General features: G+C 74.4%; 24 protein-coding genes and 1 tRNA gene. 14 read left to right on the top strand and 11 right to left on the bottom strand.

Annotation, left to right across the window (positions count from 1 at the left end):
* Positions 1-4: 4 nt before the first annotated feature.
* Positions 5-853 (top strand): segregation and condensation protein A, encoded by an 849-nt coding sequence (locus tag BMY88_RS10495; protein ID WP_244524579.1) that lies wholly within the window; start codon positions 5-7, stop codon positions 851-853.
* Complete coding sequence (scpB, locus tag BMY88_RS10490; protein ID WP_091942815.1) at positions 850-1,674, top strand: SMC-Scp complex subunit ScpB; 825 nt, start codon at positions 850-852, stop codon at positions 1,672-1,674. The genes BMY88_RS10495 and scpB overlap by 4 nt, the downstream gene beginning before the upstream one ends.
* A 137-nt stretch (positions 1,675-1,811) precedes the next feature.
* Here scpB and BMY88_RS10485 read toward each other — a convergent pair whose 3' ends face one another.
* Positions 1,812-2,057, bottom strand: coding sequence for a hypothetical protein (locus tag BMY88_RS10485; protein WP_091942813.1), 246 nt, complete (start codon positions 2,055-2,057; stop codon positions 1,812-1,814).
* 60 nt (positions 2,058-2,117) lie between these two features.
* Between BMY88_RS10485 and BMY88_RS10480 the strand changes: the two genes are divergently transcribed.
* The 6 genes from BMY88_RS10480 to BMY88_RS10455 all read left to right on the top strand — a co-directional run bounded on the left by BMY88_RS10480 (position 2,118) and on the right by BMY88_RS10455 (position 6,679).
* Positions 2,118-2,987 (top strand): pseudouridine synthase, encoded by an 870-nt coding sequence (locus BMY88_RS10480; RefSeq protein WP_091942811.1) that lies wholly within the window; start codon positions 2,118-2,120, stop codon positions 2,985-2,987.
* Positions 2,988-3,108: 121 nt separating this feature from the next.
* The gene (gene aroH / locus BMY88_RS10475; protein WP_091942809.1) at positions 3,109-3,471 is read left to right on the top strand and encodes a chorismate mutase; all 363 of its coding nucleotides are present in this window, start codon (positions 3,109-3,111) and stop codon (positions 3,469-3,471) included.
* The gene (cmk, locus tag BMY88_RS10470) at positions 3,468-4,169 is read left to right on the top strand and encodes a (d)CMP kinase (protein ID WP_244524578.1); all 702 of its coding nucleotides are present in this window, start codon (positions 3,468-3,470) and stop codon (positions 4,167-4,169) included. Before aroH ends, cmk begins: the two co-directional genes overlap by 4 nt.
* Entirely contained in the window at positions 4,166-5,527 is a 1,362-nt protein-coding gene (der, locus tag BMY88_RS10465; RefSeq protein ID WP_091942807.1) for a ribosome biogenesis GTPase Der, read from the top strand. The genes cmk and der overlap by 4 nt, the downstream gene beginning before the upstream one ends.
* A 61-nt stretch (positions 5,528-5,588) precedes the next feature.
* Positions 5,589-6,485 (top strand): alpha/beta fold hydrolase, encoded by an 897-nt coding sequence (locus BMY88_RS10460; RefSeq protein WP_091942805.1) that lies wholly within the window; start codon positions 5,589-5,591, stop codon positions 6,483-6,485.
* Positions 6,486-6,605: 120 nt separating this feature from the next.
* A tRNA-Pro gene (locus tag BMY88_RS10455) sits at positions 6,606-6,679 on the top strand.
* Positions 6,680-6,811: 132 nt separating this feature from the next.
* Here BMY88_RS10455 and BMY88_RS10450 read toward each other — a convergent pair.
* On the bottom strand, positions 6,812-7,660 hold the full coding sequence (locus BMY88_RS10450) for a TIGR03620 family F420-dependent LLM class oxidoreductase (protein WP_091942803.1): 849 nt from the start codon (positions 7,658-7,660) through the stop codon (positions 6,812-6,814).
* A gap of 188 nt (positions 7,661-7,848) precedes the next feature.
* Between BMY88_RS10450 and BMY88_RS23815 the strand changes: the two genes are divergently transcribed.
* From BMY88_RS23815 to BMY88_RS10435, 3 genes are read left to right on the top strand one after another with little or no spacing between them, the layout of a single operon-like run.
* A complete protein-coding gene (locus BMY88_RS23815; protein WP_170861053.1) occupies positions 7,849-8,319 on the top strand; it encodes an SDR family NAD(P)-dependent oxidoreductase in 471 nt (156 codons plus the stop codon).
* A complete protein-coding gene (locus BMY88_RS10440) occupies positions 8,316-9,434 on the top strand; it encodes an NDMA-dependent alcohol dehydrogenase (protein WP_091942801.1) in 1,119 nt (372 codons plus the stop codon). The genes BMY88_RS23815 and BMY88_RS10440 overlap by 4 nt, the downstream gene beginning before the upstream one ends.
* Positions 9,435-9,445: 11 nt before the next feature.
* Positions 9,446-10,906 carry an aldehyde dehydrogenase gene (locus tag BMY88_RS10435; protein WP_091942799.1) on the top strand — a complete coding sequence of 487 codons (1,461 nt, stop codon included), beginning with the start codon at positions 9,446-9,448 and terminating at the stop codon, positions 10,904-10,906.
* Positions 10,907-10,915: 9 nt separating this feature from the next.
* Here the strand turns inward: BMY88_RS10435 and BMY88_RS10430 are convergent, their stop codons facing one another.
* Positions 10,916-11,767: an SDR family oxidoreductase gene (locus BMY88_RS10430; protein WP_091942797.1), complete on the bottom strand. Its 852-nt coding sequence runs from the start codon at positions 11,765-11,767 to the stop codon at positions 10,916-10,918.
* Positions 11,768-11,864: 97 nt separating this feature from the next.
* Here BMY88_RS10430 and BMY88_RS10425 point away from each other — a divergent pair, with 97 nt between their 5' ends.
* The 3 genes from BMY88_RS10425 to BMY88_RS10415 are packed head-to-tail and all read left to right on the top strand — an operon-like array spanning position 11,865 to position 15,434.
* Positions 11,865-13,067 (top strand): cytochrome P450, encoded by a 1,203-nt coding sequence (locus BMY88_RS10425; protein WP_091942795.1) that lies wholly within the window; start codon positions 11,865-11,867, stop codon positions 13,065-13,067.
* A 37-nt stretch (positions 13,068-13,104) separates the two neighbouring features.
* Positions 13,105-13,875, top strand: a complete 771-nt coding sequence (locus BMY88_RS10420) for an SDR family NAD(P)-dependent oxidoreductase (protein ID WP_091942793.1) — start codon at positions 13,105-13,107, stop codon at positions 13,873-13,875.
* Complete coding sequence (locus BMY88_RS10415; protein ID WP_091942792.1) at positions 13,872-15,434, top strand: AMP-binding protein; 1,563 nt, start codon at positions 13,872-13,874, stop codon at positions 15,432-15,434. The genes BMY88_RS10420 and BMY88_RS10415 overlap by 4 nt, the downstream gene beginning before the upstream one ends.
* Here BMY88_RS10415 and BMY88_RS10410 read toward each other — a convergent pair.
* Genes BMY88_RS10410 through BMY88_RS10375 form a run of 8 tightly spaced genes read right to left on the bottom strand, consistent with a single transcriptional unit; the run spans position 15,422 to position 22,799 of the window.
* Entirely contained in the window at positions 15,422-15,649 is a 228-nt protein-coding gene (locus BMY88_RS10410; RefSeq protein ID WP_091942790.1) for a ferredoxin, read from the bottom strand. The genes BMY88_RS10415 and BMY88_RS10410 overlap by 13 nt on opposite strands.
* 52 nt (positions 15,650-15,701) lie before the next feature.
* Positions 15,702-16,733, bottom strand: coding sequence for a phosphotransferase family protein (locus tag BMY88_RS10405; protein ID WP_091942788.1), 1,032 nt, complete (start codon positions 16,731-16,733; stop codon positions 15,702-15,704).
* Positions 16,730-17,863 carry a TIGR03857 family LLM class F420-dependent oxidoreductase gene (locus BMY88_RS10400; protein WP_091942786.1) on the bottom strand — a complete coding sequence of 378 codons (1,134 nt, stop codon included), beginning with the start codon at positions 17,861-17,863 and terminating at the stop codon, positions 16,730-16,732. Before BMY88_RS10400 ends, BMY88_RS10405 begins: the two co-directional genes overlap by 4 nt.
* Positions 17,860-19,017 carry a thiolase C-terminal domain-containing protein gene (locus BMY88_RS10395; protein WP_091942785.1) on the bottom strand — a complete coding sequence of 386 codons (1,158 nt, stop codon included), beginning with the start codon at positions 19,015-19,017 and terminating at the stop codon, positions 17,860-17,862. Before BMY88_RS10395 ends, BMY88_RS10400 begins: the two co-directional genes overlap by 4 nt.
* Positions 19,014-19,439: a Zn-ribbon domain-containing OB-fold protein gene (locus BMY88_RS10390; protein WP_211435589.1), complete on the bottom strand. Its 426-nt coding sequence runs from the start codon at positions 19,437-19,439 to the stop codon at positions 19,014-19,016. The genes BMY88_RS10395 and BMY88_RS10390 overlap by 4 nt, the downstream gene beginning before the upstream one ends.
* Positions 19,436-20,293 (bottom strand): MaoC/PaaZ C-terminal domain-containing protein, encoded by an 858-nt coding sequence (locus BMY88_RS10385; RefSeq protein WP_091942783.1) that lies wholly within the window; start codon positions 20,291-20,293, stop codon positions 19,436-19,438. Before BMY88_RS10385 ends, BMY88_RS10390 begins: the two co-directional genes overlap by 4 nt.
* Complete coding sequence (locus tag BMY88_RS10380) at positions 20,290-21,201, bottom strand: SDR family oxidoreductase (protein ID WP_091942781.1); 912 nt, start codon at positions 21,199-21,201, stop codon at positions 20,290-20,292. Before BMY88_RS10380 ends, BMY88_RS10385 begins: the two co-directional genes overlap by 4 nt.
* A complete protein-coding gene (locus BMY88_RS10375) occupies positions 21,198-22,799 on the bottom strand; it encodes an AMP-binding protein (protein WP_091942779.1) in 1,602 nt (533 codons plus the stop codon). Before BMY88_RS10375 ends, BMY88_RS10380 begins: the two co-directional genes overlap by 4 nt.
* Positions 22,800-22,820: the final 21 nt, after the last annotated feature.

The following is a 22,820-nucleotide window of genomic DNA, read 5'->3' as shown; positions in this document are numbered from 1 at the left end:
GGTCGTGACCGAGGCTCGGGCGGACGGGCGCTTCACCGTCCGGCTGGTCAACTTCGAGGGGCCCTTCGACCTCCTGCTGCAGCTGATCGGCAAGCACAAGCTCGACGTCACCGAGATCGCGCTCTCGCAGGTCACCGACGAGTTCATCGCCCACCTGCGGGCCCTCGGCGACGAGCTCGACCTCGACCAGGCCAGCGAGTTCCTGGTCGTCGCCGCCACGCTGCTCGACCTCAAGGCGGCCCGGCTGCTGCCGGCCGCCGAGGTGGAGGACGAGGACGACCTCGAGCTGCTCGAGGCCCGCGACCTGCTCTTCGCCCGCCTGCTGCAGTACCGCGCCTACAAGCAGGCCGCGGCGTTCCTGCGCGAGCGCGAGGGCGGCGCCGCCCTGCGCTACGGCCGCGACGCCGGGCCCGATCCGCGGTTTGCCGAGCAGATCCCCGAGGTGCTGCTCGGCGTCACCCCGGAGCAGTTCGCCGCCCTGGCCACCCGGGTGCTGGCGCCGAAGCTGCCGCCGACGGTGAGCGTCAGCCACCTGCACGCCCCCGCCGTCAGCGTCGCCGAGCAGCTGCTCGTGGTGCGCGGCCGGCTGGCCGAGGCCGGGACCATCAGCTTCCGGACCCTGACCGCCGACTGCGAGCACACCCTCGAGGTGGTCGCCCGGTTCCTCGCCCTGCTCGAGCTCTACCGTCAGCAGCGCGTCGTGTTCGACCAGCTCACCCCGCTCGGGGAGCTGCACGTCCGGTGGACCGCCGGGCCGCTGCCCGCGGCCGGCGACGGGGCGGACGGCGGGGCGGACGGCGACGGGGCCGACGGCGACGCCGACGCGGCGGCCGTGGAGGAGGAGTACCGGTGAGCGACGAGGAGTCCCGGCCGATCTCGTGGGACGCGCTGGCCGCCGAGCTGGCCGCGACCCGCGAGGAGGCCGCCGACCGCGACGACGACCCCGCCGTCTGGGACGCCGTCGCCGCGGAGCTGGCCGCGCGGGTCGCCGAGCGGCCGGCCGTCCCGGACGACGAGCCCGCCCCGGTGCCGGTCGCCGAGGTCGAGCTGCCGCCGCCGGGGCCCGCGGAGCCCGAGCCCAAGCCCGAGTCCGAGCCGGAGCCCGAGCCACTGGCCGACGTCGACCCGACCACGTTGCGCGCCGGCCTGGAGGCGCTGCTGTTCGTGCTGGACAGCCCCGTCGACGAGGACACCCTCGCCGCATCGCTGCGCTGCCCGCCGGACCGCGCCCGGGAGGCGCTGGCCGAGCTGGCCGAGGACTACGACCGCCGTGGCGCCGGCATCACGCTGCGCCGGGTGGGGGAGGGGTGGCGGCTCTACACCCGCGACGAGCACGCCGAGGTGATCGAGCGCTACCTCGGCCACGGCCGCGGCAGCCGGCTCACCCAGGCGGCGCTGGAGACCCTCGCCGTCATCGCCTACCGCCAGCCGGTCACCCGGGCGCGGATCGCGGCGATCCGCGGGGTCGGCGTCGACGGCGTCATGCGGACCCTGCTCGCCCGCGGCCTGGTGCACGAGGTCGGCAGCGATCCGGACTCCGGCGGCGGGCTGTACGGCACGACGCCGCTGTTCCTCGAACGGCTCGGGCTCGCGAGCCTGACCGACCTGCCCAGCCTCGGGCCGCTGCTGCCGGAGACGGCGTCCTTCCTGGTGGACCACCCCGACGCCCACTGAGCGACGTCCCCCGTCCGGGCAATTTCGCGCTTCTGCACCGCGCGGAAGCGCGGAATTGACCGTGCAGAAGCGCGGAATTGCACCGCGCGGAAGCGCGGAATTGCCCCGGTGCGGAAGCGCGGAATTGCCCCGGGGGGCTAGTCGCCGAGGAGGACGCCGGTCACCAGCAGCAGGCCGACGACGACGAAGACGCCGCCACCGATCCGGCCGCGCCACAGGTGGAAGTTCCGCGCCCGGTCGGACCAGACGCCCGCCGCACCGGCACCGCGCTGGACGGCCGCGGGGTTGTCGGGGGAGTGCTCCCAGACCAGCCGGCGGGACAGCAGCACCAGCGCGACGCCCATCGCCGCGAGCACCAGCCCCATGACCTGCTCCGTCCGCATGGCGACGATCCTCCCGCACGCTGGCGGAGGGGCCGCCGCGGAGGTGGGAGACTGGGGGCGATGAACACCGCGCCGCCCGACGAGAACCCCGATCCCCAGCCCGACGAGTCCGCGACGACCCGGGGCGGAGAGGGCTGGTCGGAGGACATGGAGCTGGCCCCGGCCCACCCGGCCGAGCGCGCTCCCGAGCCCGAGGCCGGGCACCCCGAGGGGGAGCGGCTGCAGAAGGTGCTGGCCCGCGCCGGCGTCGGCTCCCGCCGCGTCTGCGAGGACATGATCGACGCCGGCCGGATCAGCGTGAACGGCGCCGTCGTCGCGGTGCAGGGCATGCGGGTGCACCCGGGCACCGACCAGATCTCCGTCGACGGCGTCCGGCTGGAGCTGCGCGACGACCGCGTCACCTACGCGCTGAACAAGCCCGCCGGGGTGATCACCGCGATGAGCGACGACCGCAACCGGCCCACCGTCGGCGACATGGTCGGCGACCTCGCGCCGGGGCTGGTGCACGTCGGCCGGCTCGACCAGGACACCGAGGGGCTGCTCCTGGTCACCAACGACGGCGAGCTGGCCCACCGGCTGGCCCACCCCTCCTACGAGGTGAAGAAGACCTACCTGGCCCAGGTGTCGGGGTCGGTGCCGCGCGACCTCGGCCGGCGGCTGCGCCAGGGCGTCGAGCTCGAGGACGGGCCGGTGCGGGTGCACTCGTTCACGCTCGTGGACACGCACGCCGGTCAGTCGGTCGTCGAGGTGGTGCTGCACGAGGGGCGCAAGCACATCGTCCGGCGGCTGCTGGCGCACGTCGGGCTGCCCGTGTCGCGACTGACCCGCACCGCGATCGGCCCGGTGAAGCTGGACCGGATGCGCCTGGGGTCGATCCGCCGGCTGACCCGCGCCGAGGTCGGCCAGCTCAACGAGCTCGTCGGGCTGTAGCGCGCCCGGCCTGCCTGCAGGGCCCGGTCCCGGTTGCGATCGGACGGGGGCAGGGAGGTCCGTTAACTAGACTCGACGAGGCCCCGTCCGCTGGGAGCCAGTGGATACATGAGGAGTGTGCATGGCCGTCCGAGCCATCCGGGGTGCGACGCAGGTCGACGCCGACGACCGGGACGAGGTGCTGGCGGCGACCCGCGAGCTGGTGAGCACGGTGATCGAGCGCAACGCCCTCGACACCGAGCAGCTGATCAGCATCCTGTTCACCGCCACGCCGGACCTGGTGTCGGAGTTCCCCGCCCTGGCCGCGCGCGAGCTCGGCCTCGGCGACGTGCCGCTGATGTGCGCCAGCGAGATCGACGTCCCGCACGCCCTGCCGCGGGTGCTGCGCCTGATGGCGCACGTCGAGACCGACGTGCCCCGCTCGGAGATCGCCCACGTGTACCTGCGCGGGGCGGTCGCGCTCCGACGGGACATCGCACAGTGAGCGAGTACCCGGTGGCCGGCTTTCGCGGCCAGGTGACCCTCGACGGGCCGTCGGGCACCGGCAAGTCCAGCGTCGCCCGCGCCGCGGCCGCCCGGCTGGGCGCCGCGTACCTCGACACCGGTGCCATGTACCGGGCCGCCACCGTCGCCGTGCTCGACGCCGGGGTCGACCCGGAGGACGCCGAGGCGGTGGCGGCCGTGGTGGCGGGCGCGCGCATCGAGGTGGGGACGGCGGCCGACGTCGAGCTGGTGCGCGTGGACGGCGTCGACGTCGCGGTGCGGATCCGCGGCGCCGAGGTCACCCGCGCGGTCTCGGCGGTGTCCGCCGTGCCCGCGGTGCGCCGGCAGCTGGTCGACCAGCAGCGCGCGCTGGTCGAGGCCGCCGACGCCGTCGTCGTCGAGGGGCGCGACATCGGCACCGTCGTCCTGCCCGGGGCGACCTGCAAGATCTACCTGACCGCCGCGCCGGAGGCCCGCGCGCAGCGGCGGGCCGCGCAGCTGGGGGTGCGCGACGTGGCGGAGATCGCCGCGATCGCCGCCGACCTCCGCCGCCGCGACACCTACGACAGCAGCCGCGCGGACAGCCCGCTGCGGCCGGCCGCGGACGCGGTCGTCGTCGACAGCACCGCGCTGGACCGGGACCAGGTCGTCGACCGGGTCGTCGAGCTGGCGCACGAATCCCTGGGAGCACGACGATGACGGAAGAGGGCACCGGCCCGTTGCCGGTCGTCGCGGTGGTCGGCAGGCCGAACGTGGGCAAGTCGACGCTGGTCAACCGCGTTCTGGGGCGCCGCGCGGCCGTCGTCCAGGACGTGCCGGGCGTGACCCGCGACCGCATCTCCTACGAGGCGCTGTGGAACGGCCGGCGGTTCACCGTCACCGACACCGGCGGCTGGGACCCGAAGGCGGCGGGGCTGGGCGCCGCGATCACCCGCCAGGCGGAGTTCGCGATGAAGACCGCCGACGTGATCGTGCTCGTCGTCGACAGCCAGGTCGGCGCGACCGACACCGATCTGGCCGCGGCCCGGATCCTGCGGCGCAGCGACCGCCCGGTGATCCTCGTGGCCAACAAGGTCGACGACGAGCGCAGCGAGGCCGGTGCGTCCGAGCTGTGGTCGCTCGGGCTGGGGGAGCCGCAGCCGATCAGCGCGCTGCACGGCCGCGGCGCCGGCGACCTGCTGGACCTCATCCTCGACTCGATGCCGGAGGCGCCGCGCGAGCAGGAGGGCGAGACCGGCCCGCGCCGGGTGGCCCTGGTCGGGCGGCCGAACGTGGGCAAGTCCAGCCTGCTCAACCGGCTGGCCAAGGAGGAGCGGTCGGTCGTCGACTCGGTGGCCGGCACGACCGTCGACCCGGTCGACTCGATCATCACCCTCGGCGGCGAGGACTGGCGGTTCGTCGACACCGCCGGGCTGCGCCGGAAGGTCAACACCGCCAGCGGCATGGAGTACTACGCCAGCCTGCGCACCGAGGCCGCGATCCAGGCCGCCGAGGTCGCCGTCGTGCTGCTCGCGGCCGACGAGGTGATCAGCGAGCAGGACCAGCGGGTCATCACCCAGGTCATCGAGGCCGGCCGGGCGCTGGTCATCGCGATCAACAAGTGGGACCTGCTCGACGAGGACCGGCACATGCAGCTGGAGCGGGAGGTGGATCGGGACCTCGCCCGGATCAAGTGGGCCAGCCGGGTCAACATCTCGGCCAAGGGGGGCCGCGGCGTCGGCAAGCTCGCCGACCACCTGCGCGCCGCGCTGGCCTCGTGGGAGAGCCGGATCCCGACCGCCGAGCTGAACCAGTACATCCGCACGCTGGTGCAGGAGACGCCGCCACCGGCCCGCGGCGGGCGCGCGCCGAAGATCAAGTACGTGACCCAGGCCGACGTCCGGCCGCCGCGGTTCGTCGTCTTCTCCACGGGCTTCCTGGAGGCCGGCTACCGGCGGTTCCTGGAGCGCAAGCTGCGCGAGCGGTGGGGCTTCGACGGAACGCCGATCGAGATCTCGGTGAAGGTCCGCGAGGGCCGGGAGAGCGAGCGCCGGAAGGGCACCGGCGGCCAGCGATGACTTCTGCCTCCGGGGCGGGTCGAGTACGTCGAGACCCACCGACGCACCTCCGGAGGCAGCCATGACCGCAGTGCAGACCCACACGCTCGACGTCCCGGGCGCGGTGCTGACCTACGACGTCCGGCCCGGGGACGGGTCGTCGTCGGAGCCGCCGCTGCTCCTGTTCGGCTCGCCGATGGCGGCGTCCGGGTTCGGCACGCTCGCCGGGCGGTTCCCCGACCGCACCGTGGTGACCTACGACCCGCGCGGCGCCGAGCGCAGCCGCCGCACCGACGGGGCCCCGGTGACCTCGCCGGAGGAGCACGCCGACGACCTCGCGCGGGTGATCGGGGCCGCGGGCGGCGGGCCGGTCGACATGATGGCCACCAGCGGGGGAGCGGTGAACGCCCTCGTGCTGGTCTCCCGGCGCCCGGAGCTGGTCCGCACCCTGGTCGCCCACGAGCCGCCCTCGCTGCCGCTGCTGCCGGACCGCGCCGAGGCCGAGGCCGCCTGGCGGCACGTGGCCGAGACCTATCGGCGGGCCGGGTTCGGCGCCGGCATGGCCGAGTTCATCCGGCTGGTCATGCACGCCGGGCCGATCCCTGCCGACTTCGCCGAGCACCCGGCCGACCCGGCGATGTTCGGCCTGCCGACGGAGGACGACGGATCGCGCGACGACGTCCTGCTCGGCCAGAACATGAGCACCAACCCCGTGTACGAGCTCGACCTGGACGCGCTGCGCCGGGCGTCGACGCGGATCGTCCCGGCCGTCGGGGCGGGGTCGGCCGGGCAGCTGGCACACCGGGGCGGGGAGGGCCTCGCCGACGCCCTGGGCACGCCCGCCGTGGTCTTCCCCGGCGATCACGGGAGCTTCCTCGACACCGGTCACGGGGAGCCGGCCGACGCGGAGGCGTTCGCCGCGCGACTGCGCGAGATCCTCGGCGTCGGGATGCTCCGGGAGACCCCGGTCGGCGGCTGACCCCGCCCGAGTCCCGGCACCGACCCGCCTCCGTCGCGGCACCGACCCGGCGCGGAGCGGGGGAGCCCGTGCGGTAACCTGCTCAGGCAGCGATCGGGTGCGTGCGAGCCACCCGCCGCTCGGGCTGTAGCGCAGCTTGGTAGCGCACTTGACTGGGGGTCAAGGGGTCGCAGGTTCAAATCCTGTCAGCCCGACAGTGTGATGTCGCAGGACGCAGGCGGGTCGCCCGAGAGGGGCGGCCCGCCTCTCGCGTTCCTCGTGCAAGCGGTCCGGCATCGCGGCCGCGCGCCAGCAGGGGGCGCCGCGGCAGCGCCCGGAGACCGTCGTCACCCGCGGCTGAGCCCCAGGGCGCCCGCCAGGAGCGTGTACGTGTCCAGCGGGTCCTCGCCCTCGTGGGTGAGGAGGTGGAGCGCCACGTGGTCGGCGCCCGCGTCGAGGTGGCCGGCCAGCCGCCGCGCGACGTCGTCGGGTGAGCCGTGCGCCACGAGCGCGTCGACGAGTTCGTCGCTGACGGCAGCGAGGTCCTCCTCCGACCAGCCCAGGCGGCGCAGGTTGTTCCGGTAGTTCGCCAGCCGGGAGTACCCGGTCACGAGCCGCCGGGCGACCGCGCGGGCGCGCTCGGGGTCCGGGTCGACGACGACCTTGTGCTCCGGCGCGAGCAGCGCCGTGGGGCCCACCACGTCCCGGGCGCCGCGCGTGTGCTCGATGGGCACGAAGTACGGGTGGGCGCCGGCGCTCCGCTCCGCGGCCAGTCGCAGCGCCCTCGACCCGAGGGCCGCGAGGACGAGCCGGTCGGCCGGCACCCCCGAGGCGCGCAGCGAGTCGACGTAGGAGGACAGCGTCTCGAACGGCGACCGGTACTCGCGATTCGCCTCGCGGTGACCAATGCCGACGCCGAGCACGAAGCGGCCGGGATGGCGGGACTCGATCCGGTCGAACGAGCGCGCGACCTCCCCGGCGTCGGTGTCCCAGACGTTGACGATCCCCGTCGCGAGGGTCAGCGTCGTCGTGGCGTCGAGGAGGTCCTCGACCGCCCGCAGGTCGCCGGCCGGTGACCCGCCCACCCACAACGCGCCGTAGCCGAGCCGCTCGAGGACCTGGGCGAGCTCGGGGGACGGAGCGCCCATGTGCCAGACGCCGAACCGACCGAACCGGGCGCGGACCTCGGGGACCATGGCTCCTCCGGAGCGGCATCGGTGCGCACGGGCCGAACAGTTCCGGCAGGTCCACCCCTGGATGTGACGTCGACGTCAGTGTAGAACTTCAGCCATCCCAGCAGGCCGGCGAGGAGGTGCCCCGTGACGTCGGACGAGACGTCCTGCCGCGAGTCGGGTCCGGGCGACGGCCGCCGCCGGGGAAGCTCGTGACCGACCGGCTGGGGGGCCGGGTCGCGCTGGTCACCGGCGCCGAGCGGTGCGTCGCCGCCGTGGTCGACGTCGCCCGGGAGGAGGACGTCGAGCGCGCGGTCCGGACGGCCACCGAGCGGTTCGGGGGGCTGGACGTCGGCGTCAACGCCGCCGGCATCGGGACCGCCGCACCGGTGCACCAGCATCCGCGGGCCGACCGGCGGGCCGTTCTGGACGAGTCCCTCACCGGCGTCTTCCTCGCCGTCAAGCACGAGGCGCAGGCGATGCTGGCACGCGGCGGGGGAGCGATCGTCAACCTCACGTCGAGCTACGGCCGCCACCCCGGGGAGGCCATGGCCGCCCCCACCGGCCCCTCGGCCCGTCGCGCGTTCCTGGACTCGATCCCGCTCGGCCGTCCCGGGCAGCCGAACGACGTCATGGCGGCGATCGGAGACAGCCCGCTGACCCCCACGGAGGCGAACCTGTGAAGACGCGTGCCGCGATCCTGCGGAGTACCCCCGGCACGTTCGAGGTCGTGGACGTCGACCTCGACGACGAGCCCCGGGACAACGAGGTGCTGGTGCAGATGGTCGCGGCGGGCCTGTGCCACTCCGACGACCACATCTGCACCGGCGACATGCCCGTGGAGGTCTACCCCGTCATCGGCGGCCACGAGGGAGCCGGCGTCGTGCAGCGTGTCGGTTCCGGGGTCCGGCACCTCGTTCCCGGGGACCACGTCGTCTTCTCCTTCATGCCGGCGTGTGGCAGGTGCCGGTTCTGCGCCCGGGGCCAGCAGAACCTGTGCCGGCTGGGGGCGACGATCCTCACGGGGTCGCGGCCGGAGGACCCGACGAGCTTCCGGGTGTCCCTGGACGGCGCCCGGGTGGGGCAGTACTCGGGTCTGGGCGCCTTCGCCGAGCACACGCTCGTCGACGCCCGCAGCTGCGTGAAGGTGCCCGACGACGCCCCGCTGGACAAGGTGTGCCTGCTGGGCTGCGCCGTCGGCACCGGCTGGGGCTCCGCGGTGAACTCCGCCGGCGTCCGCGTCGGCGACACGGTGATCGTGATGGGCGTGGGCGGGATCGGCGTCAACGCCGTCCAGGGTGCGGCCTGCGCCGGGGCGGGCGCCGTCATCGCGGTCGACCCGGTGCCGTTCAAGCGCGAGGTGGCCTCGCGGCTCGGCGCCACGCATGCGGTGGCCACCATCGCCGAGGCGGCCGAGCTGGCCCGGTCGTCCACCGACGGCCAGGGCGCGGACTCCACGATCGTGGCCGTCGGCGTCACGACCGGCGAGCACGTGGCCGAGGGCTTCGCCTCGATCCGCAAGGGCGGGACGCTCGTGGTCACCGGCATCGGGAACGTCGCCGAGCACGCCTCGATACCGCTGTGGCAGCTGACCCTCTTCCAGAAGCGGATCCAGGGGTCGCTGTTCGGCGGCTGCTCGGCCACCGTCGACGTGCCGCTGCAGGTGGAGCTCTACCGCTCCGGCCGGCTCCGGCTCGACGAGCTGATCACCACCACCTACACCCTGGACCAGGTGGCCCAGGGCTACGAGGACATGCACGCCGGCCGGAACATCCGCGGCGTCATCCGGTTCGACTGACGAGGAGCACCGTGACCACCAGGACGGACGTCTACATCGGCGGGACATGGACGCCCTCGACCTCCGAGCGGGAGATCGTGGTCCGTTCCCCGGCGACGGGGGAGCCCGTGGGGCGCGTTCCGGACGCCGGCGCCGCCGACGTCGATGCGGCGGTCGCTGCCGCGCGGCGCGCGTTCGACACCGGTCCGTGGCCGGCCATGGCCCCTGCCGAGCGCGCCGAGGTCATGCAGGCCCTGCTCACCGAGCTGTCGGCGCGTTCCGACGAGATGGCGCGCACGATCATGGCCGAGAACGGCACCCCGGCGATGCTGATCGGGCCGGGCCAGGTCGACAACGCGCTCGACGTGCTGCGCTACTACGCCGAGGTGGCCGCGTCGCTGGAGACGGAGACCCCGCGGGCGGGCCGGTACTCCCCGGCGCTGGTGCGCACGGACCCCGTCGGCGTCGTCGCCGCGGTCGTGCCGTGGAACGTGCCGTTCTTCCTCACGATGATGAAGGTGGCGCCGGCGATGGCGGCGGGCTGCACGCTGGTGCTCAAGGCCGCACCGGAGACGCCGCTCAACGCCTACCTGCTCGCCGAGGCCGCGCATGCGGCCGGCGTGCCGGCCGGGGTGCTCAACGTGCTCGCCGCCGGCCCCGAGTCGAGCGAGCGCCTCGTCACCCATGCCGACGTCGACAAGGTCGCCTTCACCGGGAGCACCGCGGTCGGCAAGCGCATCGCCGGGCTGGCCGCCGCGCAGCTCAAGCGGGTGACGCTGGAGCTCGGCGGCAAGTCGGCCGCGATCGTGCTGGCCGACGCCGACCTCACGACGACCATGCCGCGGCTCGTCGGGGTGACGATGTCGCTGAGCGGGCAGTTCTGCATCGCCCAGTCGCGCGTGCTGGTTCCGCGCGACCGCTACGACGAGGCCGTGGAGCTCTTCGCGGCGGCCGTCGAGAAGCTGCCGGTGGGCGACCCGGCCGACCCCGCCACCTTCATCGGCCCCGTCATCTCCGAGCGGCAGCGCGACCGGATCCTCGGCTACATCGAGATCGGGCGCGCGGAGGGGGCCGTCGTGGTCACCGGGGGCGGGGTGCCCGAGGGCCTGGACCGCGGGTGGTACGTCGCGCCCACGGTGTTCCGCGACGTCACGCCCGGCATGCGCATCGCGCAGGAGGAGATCTTCGGGCCGGTGGTGGCGCTCCTGCCCTACGACGACGAGGACGACGCGGTCGCGATCGCCAACGACAGCGACTTCGGCCTGCACGGGACGGTCTGGACGCCCGACGTCGCCCACGGCGTCGAGATCGCCCGCCGGGTCCGCACCGGGACGTACTCGGTCAACGGGCTGTCGCTGGACCCCGCGGCGCCGTTCGGCGGGGTCAAGCAGTCCGGCCTCGGCCGGGAGCTGGGACCGGAGGGCCTGGCCGCCTACCAGGAGTCGCGCACCATCACCGTCCCGGTCGGGACGGCGCTCCCCGGCCTCGCCTGAGGCCGGACCTCAGTCCCGGGCCGGCGGGTCGGAGCGGCCGAGCGCGACGTCGCGGCTGCCCACGCGGGGCTCGACCATGGGCCAGTAGTCGGGCCCCCGCCGCAGGTGCTGGCCGCCGTCGACGTCGACGATCTGGCCCGTCATCCGGCTCGCACCGGGCGACAGCAGGAAGGCCACCACCCGGGCGACGGCGTCGACGTCCTGGGGACCGCCGAGCGGGGTGTTGTCGTCGTAGCTGCGGTAGGTCGGCGACCCGGGCGCCAGGAAGGCCATGCTCTCGGTCAGCGTGAGTCCGGGGCGGACGGCGTTGAAGCGGATGTTCGCCGCGCCGTACTCGTCGGCGGCGTTGCGGACGAGTTCCTCGACGGCCGCCTTGGCCACGGGGTAGGCGCCGAAGAACGGGTGCGTGAGGTTGCCGGCGACCGAGGAGATCGCCACGAAGGAGCCGCCGCCGGCGCGGGCGAACACCGGGACGGCCGACTGCGCGAGCAGCAGCGTGCCGATGACGTTGAGCCGGAGCACGCGCTCGAAGTTCGCCACGTCCTGCAGGTGCAGGGGAGCCAGCGGTGCGCCGCCGCCGGCGTTGGCCACGACCCCGTCGAGCCGACCCTGCCAGGCCGCGGCGTCGGCGACCACGCGGGCGACGTCCTCGGGGACGGTCACGTCGGCGACCTGCCAGCGCACCGCGTCGCGGCCCACCTCCGCGTTGACCGCCTCCGCGGTGTCGCGCAGGGACGACCCGGTCCGCCCGCAGATGGTGACCCACGCACCGTCCCGCGCCAGCCGGGCGGTGATCCCGGCACCGATGCCGGTTCCCCCTCCGGTGACGAGGACCGCCGGACCGTCGACGTCGCCTGCCATGTCCGCTCCCTCGGTAGGCCCCGGAACTGCTTCCTCCGAGGTCACCGCATCGTTATAGTCGACGTCGACGTCAAGTCCTATGGGAACGAGGTCGCGCATGTCCCAGGTGGCCGTCGATCCGGTCGTGAACGTGCTCGATCCCGACTTCTACGTCGACCCGTGGGACGCCTACCGCTGGCTCCGCGACGAGGCGCCCGTGTACTGGGACGCGGTCCAGCAGCTGTGGGTGATCTCGCGCTACGACGACGTCCGGCTGGTCGAGAAGGACACGGAGCACTTCTCGTCGTTCCGGGGCTCGCGGCCGCACGTCGACCTCCGCGCCGACGTCTCGATGATCAACCTCGACGACCCCGACCACCAGCAGCAGCGCGGCCTCGTGGTCCCGCGGTTCACGCCGCGTGCCGTGCGCAGCCACGAGCAGCACGTCCGCGAGATCGTCACCGAGATCCTGGACGCCGTGGCGCCGCTGGGGGAGTGCGAGGCGATCGAGGCGATCGCGTCACGGCTGCCGGCGATCCTCATCGGGGACCTGCTCGGCTATCCGCGTGAGCAGTGGGAGAAGGTCCGGCACTGGTCGGAGCAGGTCATGCACCTGGCCGGGCAGACCTCGCCCACCGGCCCACCGCACGTCTCCCACCCCGGCCTGGTGCCGGTGCTGACCGACTTCTTCGAGGTCACGCGGGCGCTGGTGGAACAGCGCCGGGCCGACCCCCGGGACGACCTGATCTCCCTGTGGGTGCACGCCGAGGGCTGGGACACCAAGCGGGTGCTCGACGAGACGATCCTCGTCCTCAACGGCGGCGCGGAGACCACCCGCACGGTCATCGGGACGATGATCCGCGAGCTCGCGCTCCGGCCCGACCAGCGGCGGCTGCTCGCCGAGCGGCCGGAGCTGCTGCAGGACACCGCGGTCGAGGAGTTCATCCGCTGGGTCTCCCCGGTGCTCAACATGAGCCGCACCGCGACGGTCGACCGCGAGCTGCACGGGCAACGGATCCGCGCCGGTGACGAGCTGCTGCTGCTGTACCCGGCCGCGAACCGCGACCCGCGCGCGTTCGACGACCCCGACGTGCTCGACGTGACCCGGCCCGGCAACCGGCACGTGGCCTTCGGCTTCGGGACGCACGTCTGCCTCGGCGCGCACGTCGCCCGGCTCGAGATCCGCGTGATGTTCGAGGAGCTGCTGCGCCGGATGCCGGACTGGGAGCTGGTCGACCCGGCCGAGCCCCGGATCCTGCCGGCGACCTTCGCCCGGGCCTACGACCGCATCCGCATCCGCTTCACCCCCACCACGGCATGACGGCCGCGGTGGGCTCCCCGAACCGAGCGGAGGCCGGATGGACCTGACCGGGCGATCGGCCATCGTGACCGGGGGCGCCGGCGGCCTCGGCGGGGCGACGGCGCGGCACCTGCACTCCCTGGGTGTCGGCGTCGCCGTGTTCGACCGGCACGGCGACGGCGCGCACGCGCTGGCCGGCGAGCTCGGGGACGGCGCGGTCGCCGTCGCGGGGGACGTGACCGACGACTCCGACGTCCGGGGTGCGATCGAGGCGGCGGGGTCGGTCGGCACCCTCTCGATCGTCGTCAACGTCGCCGGCGGCGGGCGCACGCCGGCCCGGACCGTGGGCCGGGACGGGACGCCGCACGACATGGGGGTGTTCGTCGACACGGTCGCCGTCAACACCTTCGGGACCTTCAACGTCACCCGCCTGGCCGCCGCCGCGATGGCGGGCAACCAGCCGGACGAGGACGGGCAGCGCGGCGTCGTCGTCAACACGGGGTCGGTCGCCGGGTACGAGGGGCAGGTCGGGCAGGTGCCCTATGCCGCGGCCAAGGCCGCGATCCTCGGGATGAGCCTGCCGCTGGCCCGTGACCTCGCCCCGCTGGGCATCCGCGTCTGCGCGATCGCCCCCGGGACGATGGGCACCGACCTCATGCTCGGTGCGCGGTCGTCGATCCTCGAGCCCCTGCTGGCGACCATCGTCTTCCCGCACCGCATGGGCCGCCCGCACGAGTTCGCGCTGCTGGTGGAGTCCATCGTGCGCAATCCCTATCTCAACGGGGAGAACATCCGCCTCGACGCCGCCCAGCGGTTTCCGGCCACGTGACCGCGCTGCACCGCGGGGCGTTCCTGCCCGACCTGCTCGTCACGGCGCTCGGCCGGGACCCGAACCGCCCGGCGGTGTACCTGGGCGACGAGGTCCTGACCGCCGGGCAGCTGGCCGAGCGGACCAGCCGCTACGCGCAGGCCTACGAGTCGCGGGGGGTGACGCCCGGCAGCGGGGTGGCCATGCTGTCGGTCAACCGCCCCGAGGTGCTGTACGCCATGGGCGCGTACATGACGGTCGGCGCGCGCAACACGTCGCTGCACCCGCTCGGGTCGCTCGACGACCACGCCTACGTCCTCGCCGACGCCGGCATCGAGACCCTGGTGTTCGACCCGGGGTTCGCCGAGCGGGCCGCGCAGCTGCAGGAGCGGGTGCCGACGCTGCGGCGGCTGCTGTCCTTCGGGCCGTGCGCGGTGGGGGAGGACCTGGTCGCGCTGGCGTCGACGTTCCGGCCGCGGCCCCTCGTCGCCCCGGAACTCGACGCCGAGAGTCCCTCGTCGATCGGCTACACCGGCGGCACGACCGGTGCGCCCAAGGGCGTGATCGGCACGTACCGGAGCAGCGCCGCGATGGTGCAGATCATGAGCACCGAGTGGCAGTGGCCCGACCCGCTGCGGCACCTGATCTGCACACCGCTCAGCCACGCCGGGGCCACCTTCTACATCCCGGTGCTGCTGCGGGGCGGCTCGCTCGTCGTCCTGCCGAAGTTCGACGCCGGAGCGGTGCTCGAGGCCATCGAGGCGCACCGGATCACCTCGGTGTTCCTGGTGCCGTCGATGCTCTACGCGCTGCTGGACCACCCGCGGTTCGCCGACACGGACCTCTCCAGCCTGGAGACGGTGTTCTACGGGGCCTCGCCGATCTCGCCGACGCGCCTGCAGGAGGCCATCCGGGCGATCGGCCCGGTGTTCTTCCAGTTCTACGGCCAGACCGAGGCGCCGCAGACGCTGTTCGTCATGCGCAAGGAGGAGCACGACCCCGACGACCTGGCCCGGCTCGCCAGCTGCGGGCGGCCGGTTCCCTGGGTGCACGTCGCCCTCCTCGACGACCAGGGACGCGCGGTGCGGCGGGGGGAGCCGGGGGAGATCTGCGTGCGCGGCCCGCTGGTCATGAAGGGCTACTGGAACAAGCCGGAGGAGACCGCCGCCGCCCTCGCCGGCGGCTGGCTGCACACCGGCGACGTGGCACGGGAGGACGAGCAGGGTTTCTTCACCATCGTCGACCGCACGAAGGACATGATCGTCACCGGCGGGTTCAACGTCTTCCCGCGCGAGATCGAGGACGTCCTGTCCACCCACCCCGCGGTCGCCGCGGCCGCGGTGATCGGCGTGCCGGACGAGACGTGGGGCGAGGCGGTGAAGGCCGTCGTCGTCCTCCGGCCGGGCGCCGACGTCGCGGTCGAGGAGCTGATCGCGCTGGTCCGGGAGCGCAAGGGCCCGCACCACGCGCCGAAGAGCGTGGACGTCGTCGACAGCATCCCGCTGACCGCCGTCGGCAAGCCCGACAAGAAGGTGCTCCGCGGGCGGTACTGGGGCGGCGCCGGACGTCAGGTCGGCTGAGGGCCGGCCTCGGTCCCGGGCCGCAGGCCAAGTGCGCCCTTGGGGCAGCCCTGAACAGCCTCCCGGACCCGGCCGAGCAGCTCCGCGGGCGGGAACTCCTGCAGCACCTGCAACCGGTCGTCCTCGTCGAGCGCGAACACCTCGGGCGCGACCCCCGCGCACACGCCGTTCGCCTCGCAGAGCCCGTGGTCCACGACGATCCTCGTCCTGCTCATGCTGCTGTGCCCCTCTCCCGGTCCCGACGGAGGTTCCCGGCGCGCGTCGCGGTCAGAGGAGGTCCAGCGTGCCGAGGTCGCGGACGGCGGCGCAGCCACGGCGGGTCATCGACAGGAACATCGCGTCCGCGGCCGGGGTGCGCTCCGCCGTCGACAGTGCGGCGCCGATCATCGTGATCATGGGTGCCTGCAGCTGGCCCAACCGGTAGCCCCGGCGGCAGTCGGCGAGGGTGTGGTGCTCGACGCCCCGCGCGAGCAGCGCCGCGTGGTACCCGGCGATCAGGTCGTCCTCCGCGGCGCGGCGCGCCTCCACCGGAAGGCTGTTGGCGACGAAGTAGGCGAGGTCCCGCTCCGGCGGTCCGACCGCCAGCGTCTGCCAGTCGATCGCCACGACGTCGTCCTCGTCGTCGCCGAACATGAGGTTGTCCAGGCGGTAGTCGCCGTGCAGGAGCGCGAAGGGCTCCGAGCCGCCCGGGTACCAGCCCTCGACGGCGGCCGCGGCGGCGCGCAGCGTCTCGACGTCGCCTCCGTCGAGGTGGTCGCCGTACCGCTCGAGGAACACCTCGGCGCACCGCACCGTCAGACCCCCCATGAACGACGCCCGCGCCGCGGGCGGGTCCAGGTACGGCAGGTCCACCAGCGACGGGTCGTTCCACCGCGAGGCGTGCAGGCCGGCCAGGTTGGCGACGGCGGCACGGGCGCGCGCGGGACTGCATCCGTCCGCCTGCGCCCCGGGCCGGCGCGGTGCGAGGTCCTCGAGCAGCAGCGTGAACCGGAGCGCGTCGTCGGTGATCACCGCGTGCCAGCAGCGCGGGACGCGGACGTCGAGGGTGCCGGCCAGATCGGCGTAGAGCCCGACCTCCCGGCGGAATCCGGCGGCGACGGCGCGGCGGACGTCGTCGGCACCGGTGGCGACCTTGGCGACCAGGGTCGCGGGCCCGCCGGCTCCGTCGATCGTGAGCCGGTAGCTCGCCGCGGTCTGGCCCGTGCCGATGGCCTCGGCCCGCAGCGACCGCACGTCGGTGCCGAGGACCTCCGCCAGCCACCCGGCGGTCAGGTCGTCGACGTCGACCGGAGCGCTCACGGGCCGCTCCGTCCGGGATTGAGCGGCATGCCCGCCAGCCCCGCGGGCCGGACGGCCCGGTAGGCGGGAAGGATCGGCGCGAGCTCGGAGGGCGTCGCCCCGTGCAGGATGACGCTGTCCGCGCCGAGGTCGAGCTGGCGCACCACGGCCGCTGCGCACTGCTCCGGGCTGCCGGACGCGGTGACCGCCAGCCACTCGTCCGGCATCAGCGCGGCCAGGTACTCCAGCTCGTCCTGGGTGGCCCGCGCGTCGAACGCGCCGACGAAGCCCCGCACGAAGGGATCGGCCCGGAACCGCTCCAGGACGGCCGGGTCCCACCCGTTGGCGGCGACCAGCACGTCGCCGTACCCGCGCAGGTAGGACGCGAGCCGGCCGACCGTCTTCTTCAGCCGCAGGTCCTCGGGCACGTGGTCACCGACGGTGGCGAGGACCGACCAGACGCGCACGCCGGCCGGGTCGCGGCCGGCCTGCTCGGCGCCGCGGCGGGCAGCCGCCACCGCGTTGGTGAGCGCCTCGTCGCTGTAGAAGGTGTGCAGGACCAGAGCGTCCATGACCCGGCCCGCGAGCTCCGCCGACCTCGGGCCGATCGCCACCAGCAGCAGCGGGATGTCCTCGTCGAACGTGGCGTCCTGGCGGAGGTTCGGGAACGTCCCGGCGGGCCCGTCGTGGTCGACCACGGCCCCGCCGCGCCACAGGGTCCGCAGGATGCCGGTGACGTCCTCGAGCTGGGCGTTGGTCACCGTCGACAGACCCATGGCCGCGTGCATGGGCGCCACCCCGCGGCCGAGGCCGAGGGTGAACCGGCCGCCGGTGAGCCGGTGCATCGTCGACGCGATGCTCGCGGTCACCAGCGGGTGGCGGGTGTTGTGGTTGGTGGCGGCCGTGGCGATGCCGAGCGTGCTGGTGACCGCCGCCGCGGCGCCGCACAGGGTGGCCGCCTCCTTGAGCGCCAGCCGCTCGGAGACGAACGCCGAGCCGAGCCCCAGCGCCTCGGCCTCCTGCACCTCGCGGACGAGGTCCCGCGGCGAGTCGCTGTGCCCGGCCAGCGTGTAGAAGCCGAGCTCGCCGAGCGGCGCCGCGTCGGTGGGCGAGCCGGCGGTTCCGCCGCCGGGCCCGGGTGCGGTGCTCACGGACGGCGGTTGGCGAGGACGAGGCTGGCCGACGCGGCGAAGAACATGCCGACTCCCTGGACGAAGCTGGTGGTGAGCCCGGGCACCTGGGCGGCGGCCTCGCCGCGCAGCTGCCGGATGGCCTCCTGGATGGCGAACATGCCGTACATGCCGGTGTGGGTGTAGGCCAGACCGCCACCGTTGGTGTTCATCGGGAGCCGGCCGCCCGGCCGCGTGTGCCCCTCCCGGACGAAGGCACCGGACTCGCCGTGCCCGACGAAGCCGACGTCCTCCAGCATGTACAGCGGCAGGTGGGCGAAGGCGTCGTAGAACATGAGGTGGTCGATGTCGGCGTGCGTCAGCCCGGAGGTGGCGAAGGCCTCGGCGCTGGACCGCTGGAAGGCCCGGAAGCGGGTCGTCTCCTCCATCTGCGAGACCAGCGTCGCCTCGTTGGACTCCCCGGAGCCCAGCAGGTAGATCGCTCGCTCGCCCCCGGCGAAGTCGGCCGCCCGGTCGCTGCGCGTGAGCACGAGGGCGCCGCCGCCGTCGGTCACCACGCAGCACATGTCCTTGGTGAACGGGTAGGCGACCATCGGGGCGGCCAGGACCTGGTCCGCGGTCACCAGCTCCCGGCGCATGGCGCGTGGCGTCCGGCTGGACCACTCGCGCTGCGCGACGACGACCTCGGCCAGGTCGGTCGCGTCCATGCCCCGGTCGTGCAGGAAGCGCAGCGCGGGCACGGTGAACGTCGAGTAGGGCGCCAGGGCGCCGTAGGGCACCTCGAACTGGCCGGTCAGCGACGCGGGGCCGCGGGCGTAGGCGCGGGCGCCGGTGCCGGAGCGCCCGGACTCGCCGTGGGTGATCAGCACGACGTCGGCCGCGCCCGCGGCGATGGCGGCGGCGGCGTGCCGCACGTGCAGCAGGAAGCTGGACCCGCCGACGCTGGTGCCGTCCACCCACCGGGGCGTGAGACCCAGGTGGTGGGCCACCTCGATGCCCAGCGGGCCGGCGGTCGCGAGCCCGTCCACATCGGCGGGTGCCACGCCGGCGTCGCGCAGGGCGTTGAGCGCCGCCTGGGCGTGCAGCTCGATCATCGAGATGTCGGGCAGGACGCCCAGCTCGTCGGTCTCGGCGGCGCCGATGACGGCGATGTCGCCGCCGTGCATGCTCGTCATCGCGTGCCCTCCGCCGACCCGGTGCTCGCCGGCCGGAACACCGGGACCGTCATGTCCCCGCGGGGCTCGAAGTCGACGGTCAGCGGCATGTCCAGCACCAGGTTCGCGGGATCGGGCTCGACCCCGACGATGTTGGTCAGCATCCGCGGCCCCTCCTCGAGCTGGACCAGGGCGATGACCGGCGACAGCGACTCGGTGCCCCGCAGCGGCCGGTGGTTGATCGTGTAGGAGTCCAGCCGGGCGCGACCGCTCACCGTCGTCCACCGGACGTCGGTGGAGTGGCAGTAGCGGCAGAAGCGGCGGGGATAGAAGTAGTGCCGCCCGCAGGCGTCGCACTGCTGGATGCGCAGCACGCCCTCGGCGGCTCCGGCCCAGAAGGGGGCCGTCTCCGGGGTGGCCTTCGGGGTCAGGAAGTCGCTCACGGCTCTCTCCGGGTCAGCGTTCCGCGGGTCAGGACGGGGCGGCCGTCGGCCAGGGTCTGGAACAGGACGCCGTCGTCGTCCTCCCACACGTGCACGTCGAGCGTCTGCCCGGGGAGGACCGGCGCCGAGAAGCGCGCGGACATGTGGCCGAAGCGGGCGGGATCGGACCCGCAGGCCGCGTGCAGCAGGGCCCGTCCGGTGAACCCGTAGGTGCACAGGCCGTGCAGGATCGGGCGCTCGAGACCCGCGCTGCGCGCGAACCAGGGATCGGAGTGCAGCGGGTTGCGGTCGCCGGACAGGCGATAGAGCAGCGCCTGGTCGGGCCGGGTGGGGTAGGAGACGACGGAGTCGGCCGGGCGGTCCGGCAGCTGCCAGGGCTCGGCGGGCCCGCGGTCGCCGCCGAAGCCGCCCTCGCCGCGGACGAAGATCCCCGACCGGGTGTCGTACAGCGGCTCCCCGGTGGCGGCGTCCACGGCGCGCGACTGCAGCACCACCAGCGCATCGCGGCCCTTGTCGTACATGCCGACGACGCCGGAGGTGGTGCGGACGGTCGCGTCGGGCGGCAGCTCGCGGTGGAGGGTGACCGACTGCTCCGCGTGCAGGATCTGCGCGAGGTCGAAGTCGCCCAGGCGCGGTCCCGGGCGCGCCCCGCCGACGGTTCCGGCGACGACCGCGAACGTCGGCAGCACCCGCTGGGCGGTGTCGTGCGAGTTCTCGGTGGTGAACTCGAGCTCCCGGTGCGGGTCCTGGGCACCGGCGCCCACCCCGAGCGCGTAGCGGAGCGCGTCCGCCGACGTCCAGCTCGACTCTCCGCCGTCCCACTCCTGGCCGACGAGCTCCCGCGCGAGCGTCACGGCCTCGGGGCCGGGACGCGGCCGGTGCGGTCGGGGTTGGGCGCGGCGTCGGCGACCAGGCCGGGGATGATCGCGCCGAGCTCGGCGGGATCCCAGACGCCGTCGGCGCGGGTCACCTCGGGGCCGAGGCGCCAGGACTCGACCACGCTGATCCGGCCTCCGCCGACGTCGAACACGCGGCCGGTCACCCCCGCGCTCTCGGCGCCGGCGAGCCAGACGACGAGGGGGGCGACGTGCTCGGGGACCAGCGTCGCGCGCAGGCCCTCGGACATCACGTCCTCCGTGAGCCGGGTGCTCGCCACCGGGGCGACGGCGTTCACCGTCACGCCGTGCCGGGCCAACTCCATCGCGGTGATGAGGGTGAAGGAGGCGATGCCTGCCTTCGCCGCGCCGTAGTTGCTCTGGCCGAACGCGCCGTAGAGCCCGGACGCCGAGGTGGTGTTGATCAGCCGGGCGCCGGTGGGCGCGCCGGTCTCCTTGTGCCGGGCGCGCCAGTACTGGGCGGCGAAGTGCGACGGGGCGAAGGTGCCGCGCAGGTGCACGCGGATGACCGCGTCCCACTCCTCGGCCGACATCGATGCCAGCGTCCTGTCCCGGAGGATGCCGGCGTTGTTGACCAGCACGTCCAGCCCGCCGAACGTCGTGACGGCCTGGTCGACCAGGCGCCGGGCGCCGTCCCAGTCGGAGACGTCGTCGTGGTTGGCCACCGCCGTGCCGCCGGCGGCGACGATCTCGTCCACCACCGACTGCGCGGCGCCGGTGTCGGCGCCGCTCCCGTCGTTGCTGCCGCCGAGGTCGTTGACCACCACGCGGGCGCCCTCCCGCGCCAGGTCGAGGGCGTACACGCGGCCGATGCCCCGCCCCGCGCCCGTCACCACGGCCACGCGGCCCTCGCAGATCCCGCTCATCCCGCTCGCTCCTCGTCGTGCTCGCCCGCCGGCGTGGCCGCGGGCTGGGGGTGGTCCCGGTCGTAGGCGTCGCGCACCGCGCGGCGCGAGAGCTTGCCCGCCGGCGTCCGCGGCAGGTGCTCGTGGAACTCGATGTGCCGGGGGCACTTGAATCCGGCCAGGCCCGCGCGGCAGAAGCGGTCGAGCTCGTCGGCGAGCGCCGCGTCGGCGGTCGCACCCGGTGCGGGCTCGACGACCGCCACCACCCGGGCGCCCCACTCGGCGTCGGGCACGCCGATCACCGCGACGTCGGCCACGGACGGGTGGCCGATGAGGTGGTTCTCCACCTCCGCCGGGTACACGTTGACCCCGCCGGAGATGATGAGGTCGGTCCGCCGGTCCTGCAGGAACAGGTAGCCGTCCCGGTCGACGTAGCCGACGTCGCCGGCCGTGACCAGGTCACCCCGCCGCGCCCGGGCGGTCTTCTCCGGGTCGCCGTGGTACTCGAAGGTGGGCGGGCGCCCCGTCGTGCCGAACCAGATGGTGCCGGAACCGCCGGCGGGCACCGGCTGCCCGTCGTCGTCGAGGATCTGCAGCGTCAGCCCGGGGATCGGGCGGCCCACCGTGCCCGGCCGGGCCAGCCACTCCGCCGAGCTGACGCGGGTCAGCGAGCCCTCGGTGGAGCCCAGGTACTCCCACACGATCGGCCCCAGCCACTCGATCATGCGCCGCTTCACCGAGACCGGGCACGGCGCCCCGGCGTGGACGACGGCCTGGAGGCTGGACACGTCGGCCTGCGCCCGCACCTGCTCGGGCAGGGCCAGCAGCCGGTGGAAGTGCGTGGGCACCATGTGGGTGCTCGTGACGCGGTGGACCTCGACGGCGCGCAGTGCCGCCGCCGCATCGAAGCCGGCGTGCACGACCAGGGTGTGGCCGGCGTGCAGGAAGGCGAGCGCGTGGCTGCCCGGGGCGGAGTGGTACAGGGGCGAGCAGACGAGGTGCACCCCCTCACCGGCCGCGAGGCCGTACGCCTCGACGATGTTGCCGATGAGCAGCTCGGCGTACTGCTCGGGGGCCCAGTCGCGCTGGCGCACCCGGACGCCCTTGGGCCGGCCGGTCGTGCCGGAGGTGTAGCCCATGAAGGTCCCGGACCGCCGGTCCTCCGGCGCGTGGGTGGGCCGGTCGCTGCCGAGGTCGTCGAACGGCTCCCAGCCGTCGGCCGCGCCGCCGACGACGAAGCGGGCGGCCGGCAGGCCGGTGAGCGGGAGCGCGGGCGCCTGTTCCGCGTCGGCCACGACGATCCGGGCGCCGGAGTCCTGCACGATGTAGGCGATCTCGTCGGGGGCCAGGCGGTAGTTGACCGGCACGAAGTACAGGCCGAGCTGCCCGGTGGCGAGCAGCACCTCCAGGTACTCGCGCCCGTTGTGCAGCACACCGGCGACCGCGTCGCCCGCGCCCAGCCCCAGCGCGCGGAAGGCGTGCGAGAGCGCGTTGACCCGGCGGAGCAGCGCCCCGAACGACACCGTCGCCCCGTCGGGCTCCACGACGGCGATCCGGTCGGGGTGCCTGGCGGCGACGGCGTAGAAGCCGGCGGCAGCGACGGTGCTGCTGGGGGGCATCCGGGAGCCTCTCGTGGGTGG

The organism is Trujillonella endophytica (genome assembly GCF_900110555.1).
Classification (GTDB): domain Bacteria; phylum Actinomycetota; class Actinomycetes; order Mycobacteriales; family Geodermatophilaceae; genus Trujillonella; species Trujillonella endophytica.
Note: the sequence above shows the minus strand (reverse complement) of the source record. Positions and strands in the feature narration are given on the sequence as shown.

What these genes read in the sequence shown, in the direction of transcription:
- BMY88_RS10485 (WP_091942813.1), bottom strand. Translation starts at nt 2,057, where the DNA reads ATGCGGACGGAGCAGGTCATGGGGCTGGTGCTCGCGGCGATGGGCGTC.
- BMY88_RS10480 (WP_091942811.1), top strand. Translation starts at nt 2,118, where the DNA reads ATGAACACCGCGCCGCCCGACGAGAACCCCGATCCCCAGCCCGACGAG.
- aroH (WP_091942809.1), top strand. Translation starts at nt 3,109, where the DNA reads ATGGCCGTCCGAGCCATCCGGGGTGCGACGCAGGTCGACGCCGACGAC.
- der (WP_091942807.1), top strand. Translation starts at nt 4,166, where the DNA reads ATGACGGAAGAGGGCACCGGCCCGTTGCCGGTCGTCGCGGTGGTCGGC.
- BMY88_RS10460 (WP_091942805.1), top strand. Translation starts at nt 5,589, where the DNA reads ATGACCGCAGTGCAGACCCACACGCTCGACGTCCCGGGCGCGGTGCTG.
- BMY88_RS10450 (WP_091942803.1), bottom strand. Translation starts at nt 7,660, where the DNA reads ATGGTCCCCGAGGTCCGCGCCCGGTTCGGTCGGTTCGGCGTCTGGCAC.
- BMY88_RS10430 (WP_091942797.1), bottom strand. Translation starts at nt 11,767, where the DNA reads ATGGCAGGCGACGTCGACGGTCCGGCGGTCCTCGTCACCGGAGGGGGA.
- BMY88_RS10425 (WP_091942795.1), top strand. Translation starts at nt 11,865, where the DNA reads ATGTCCCAGGTGGCCGTCGATCCGGTCGTGAACGTGCTCGATCCCGAC.
- BMY88_RS10420 (WP_091942793.1), top strand. Translation starts at nt 13,105, where the DNA reads ATGGACCTGACCGGGCGATCGGCCATCGTGACCGGGGGCGCCGGCGGC.
- BMY88_RS10410 (WP_091942790.1), bottom strand. Translation starts at nt 15,649, where the DNA reads ATGAGCAGGACGAGGATCGTCGTGGACCACGGGCTCTGCGAGGCGAAC.
- BMY88_RS10395 (WP_091942785.1), bottom strand. Translation starts at nt 19,017, where the DNA reads ATGACGAGCATGCACGGCGGCGACATCGCCGTCATCGGCGCCGCCGAG.
- BMY88_RS10380 (WP_091942781.1), bottom strand. Translation starts at nt 21,201, where the DNA reads ATGAGCGGGATCTGCGAGGGCCGCGTGGCCGTGGTGACGGGCGCGGGG.
- BMY88_RS10375 (WP_091942779.1), bottom strand. Translation starts at nt 22,799, where the DNA reads ATGCCCCCCAGCAGCACCGTCGCTGCCGCCGGCTTCTACGCCGTCGCC.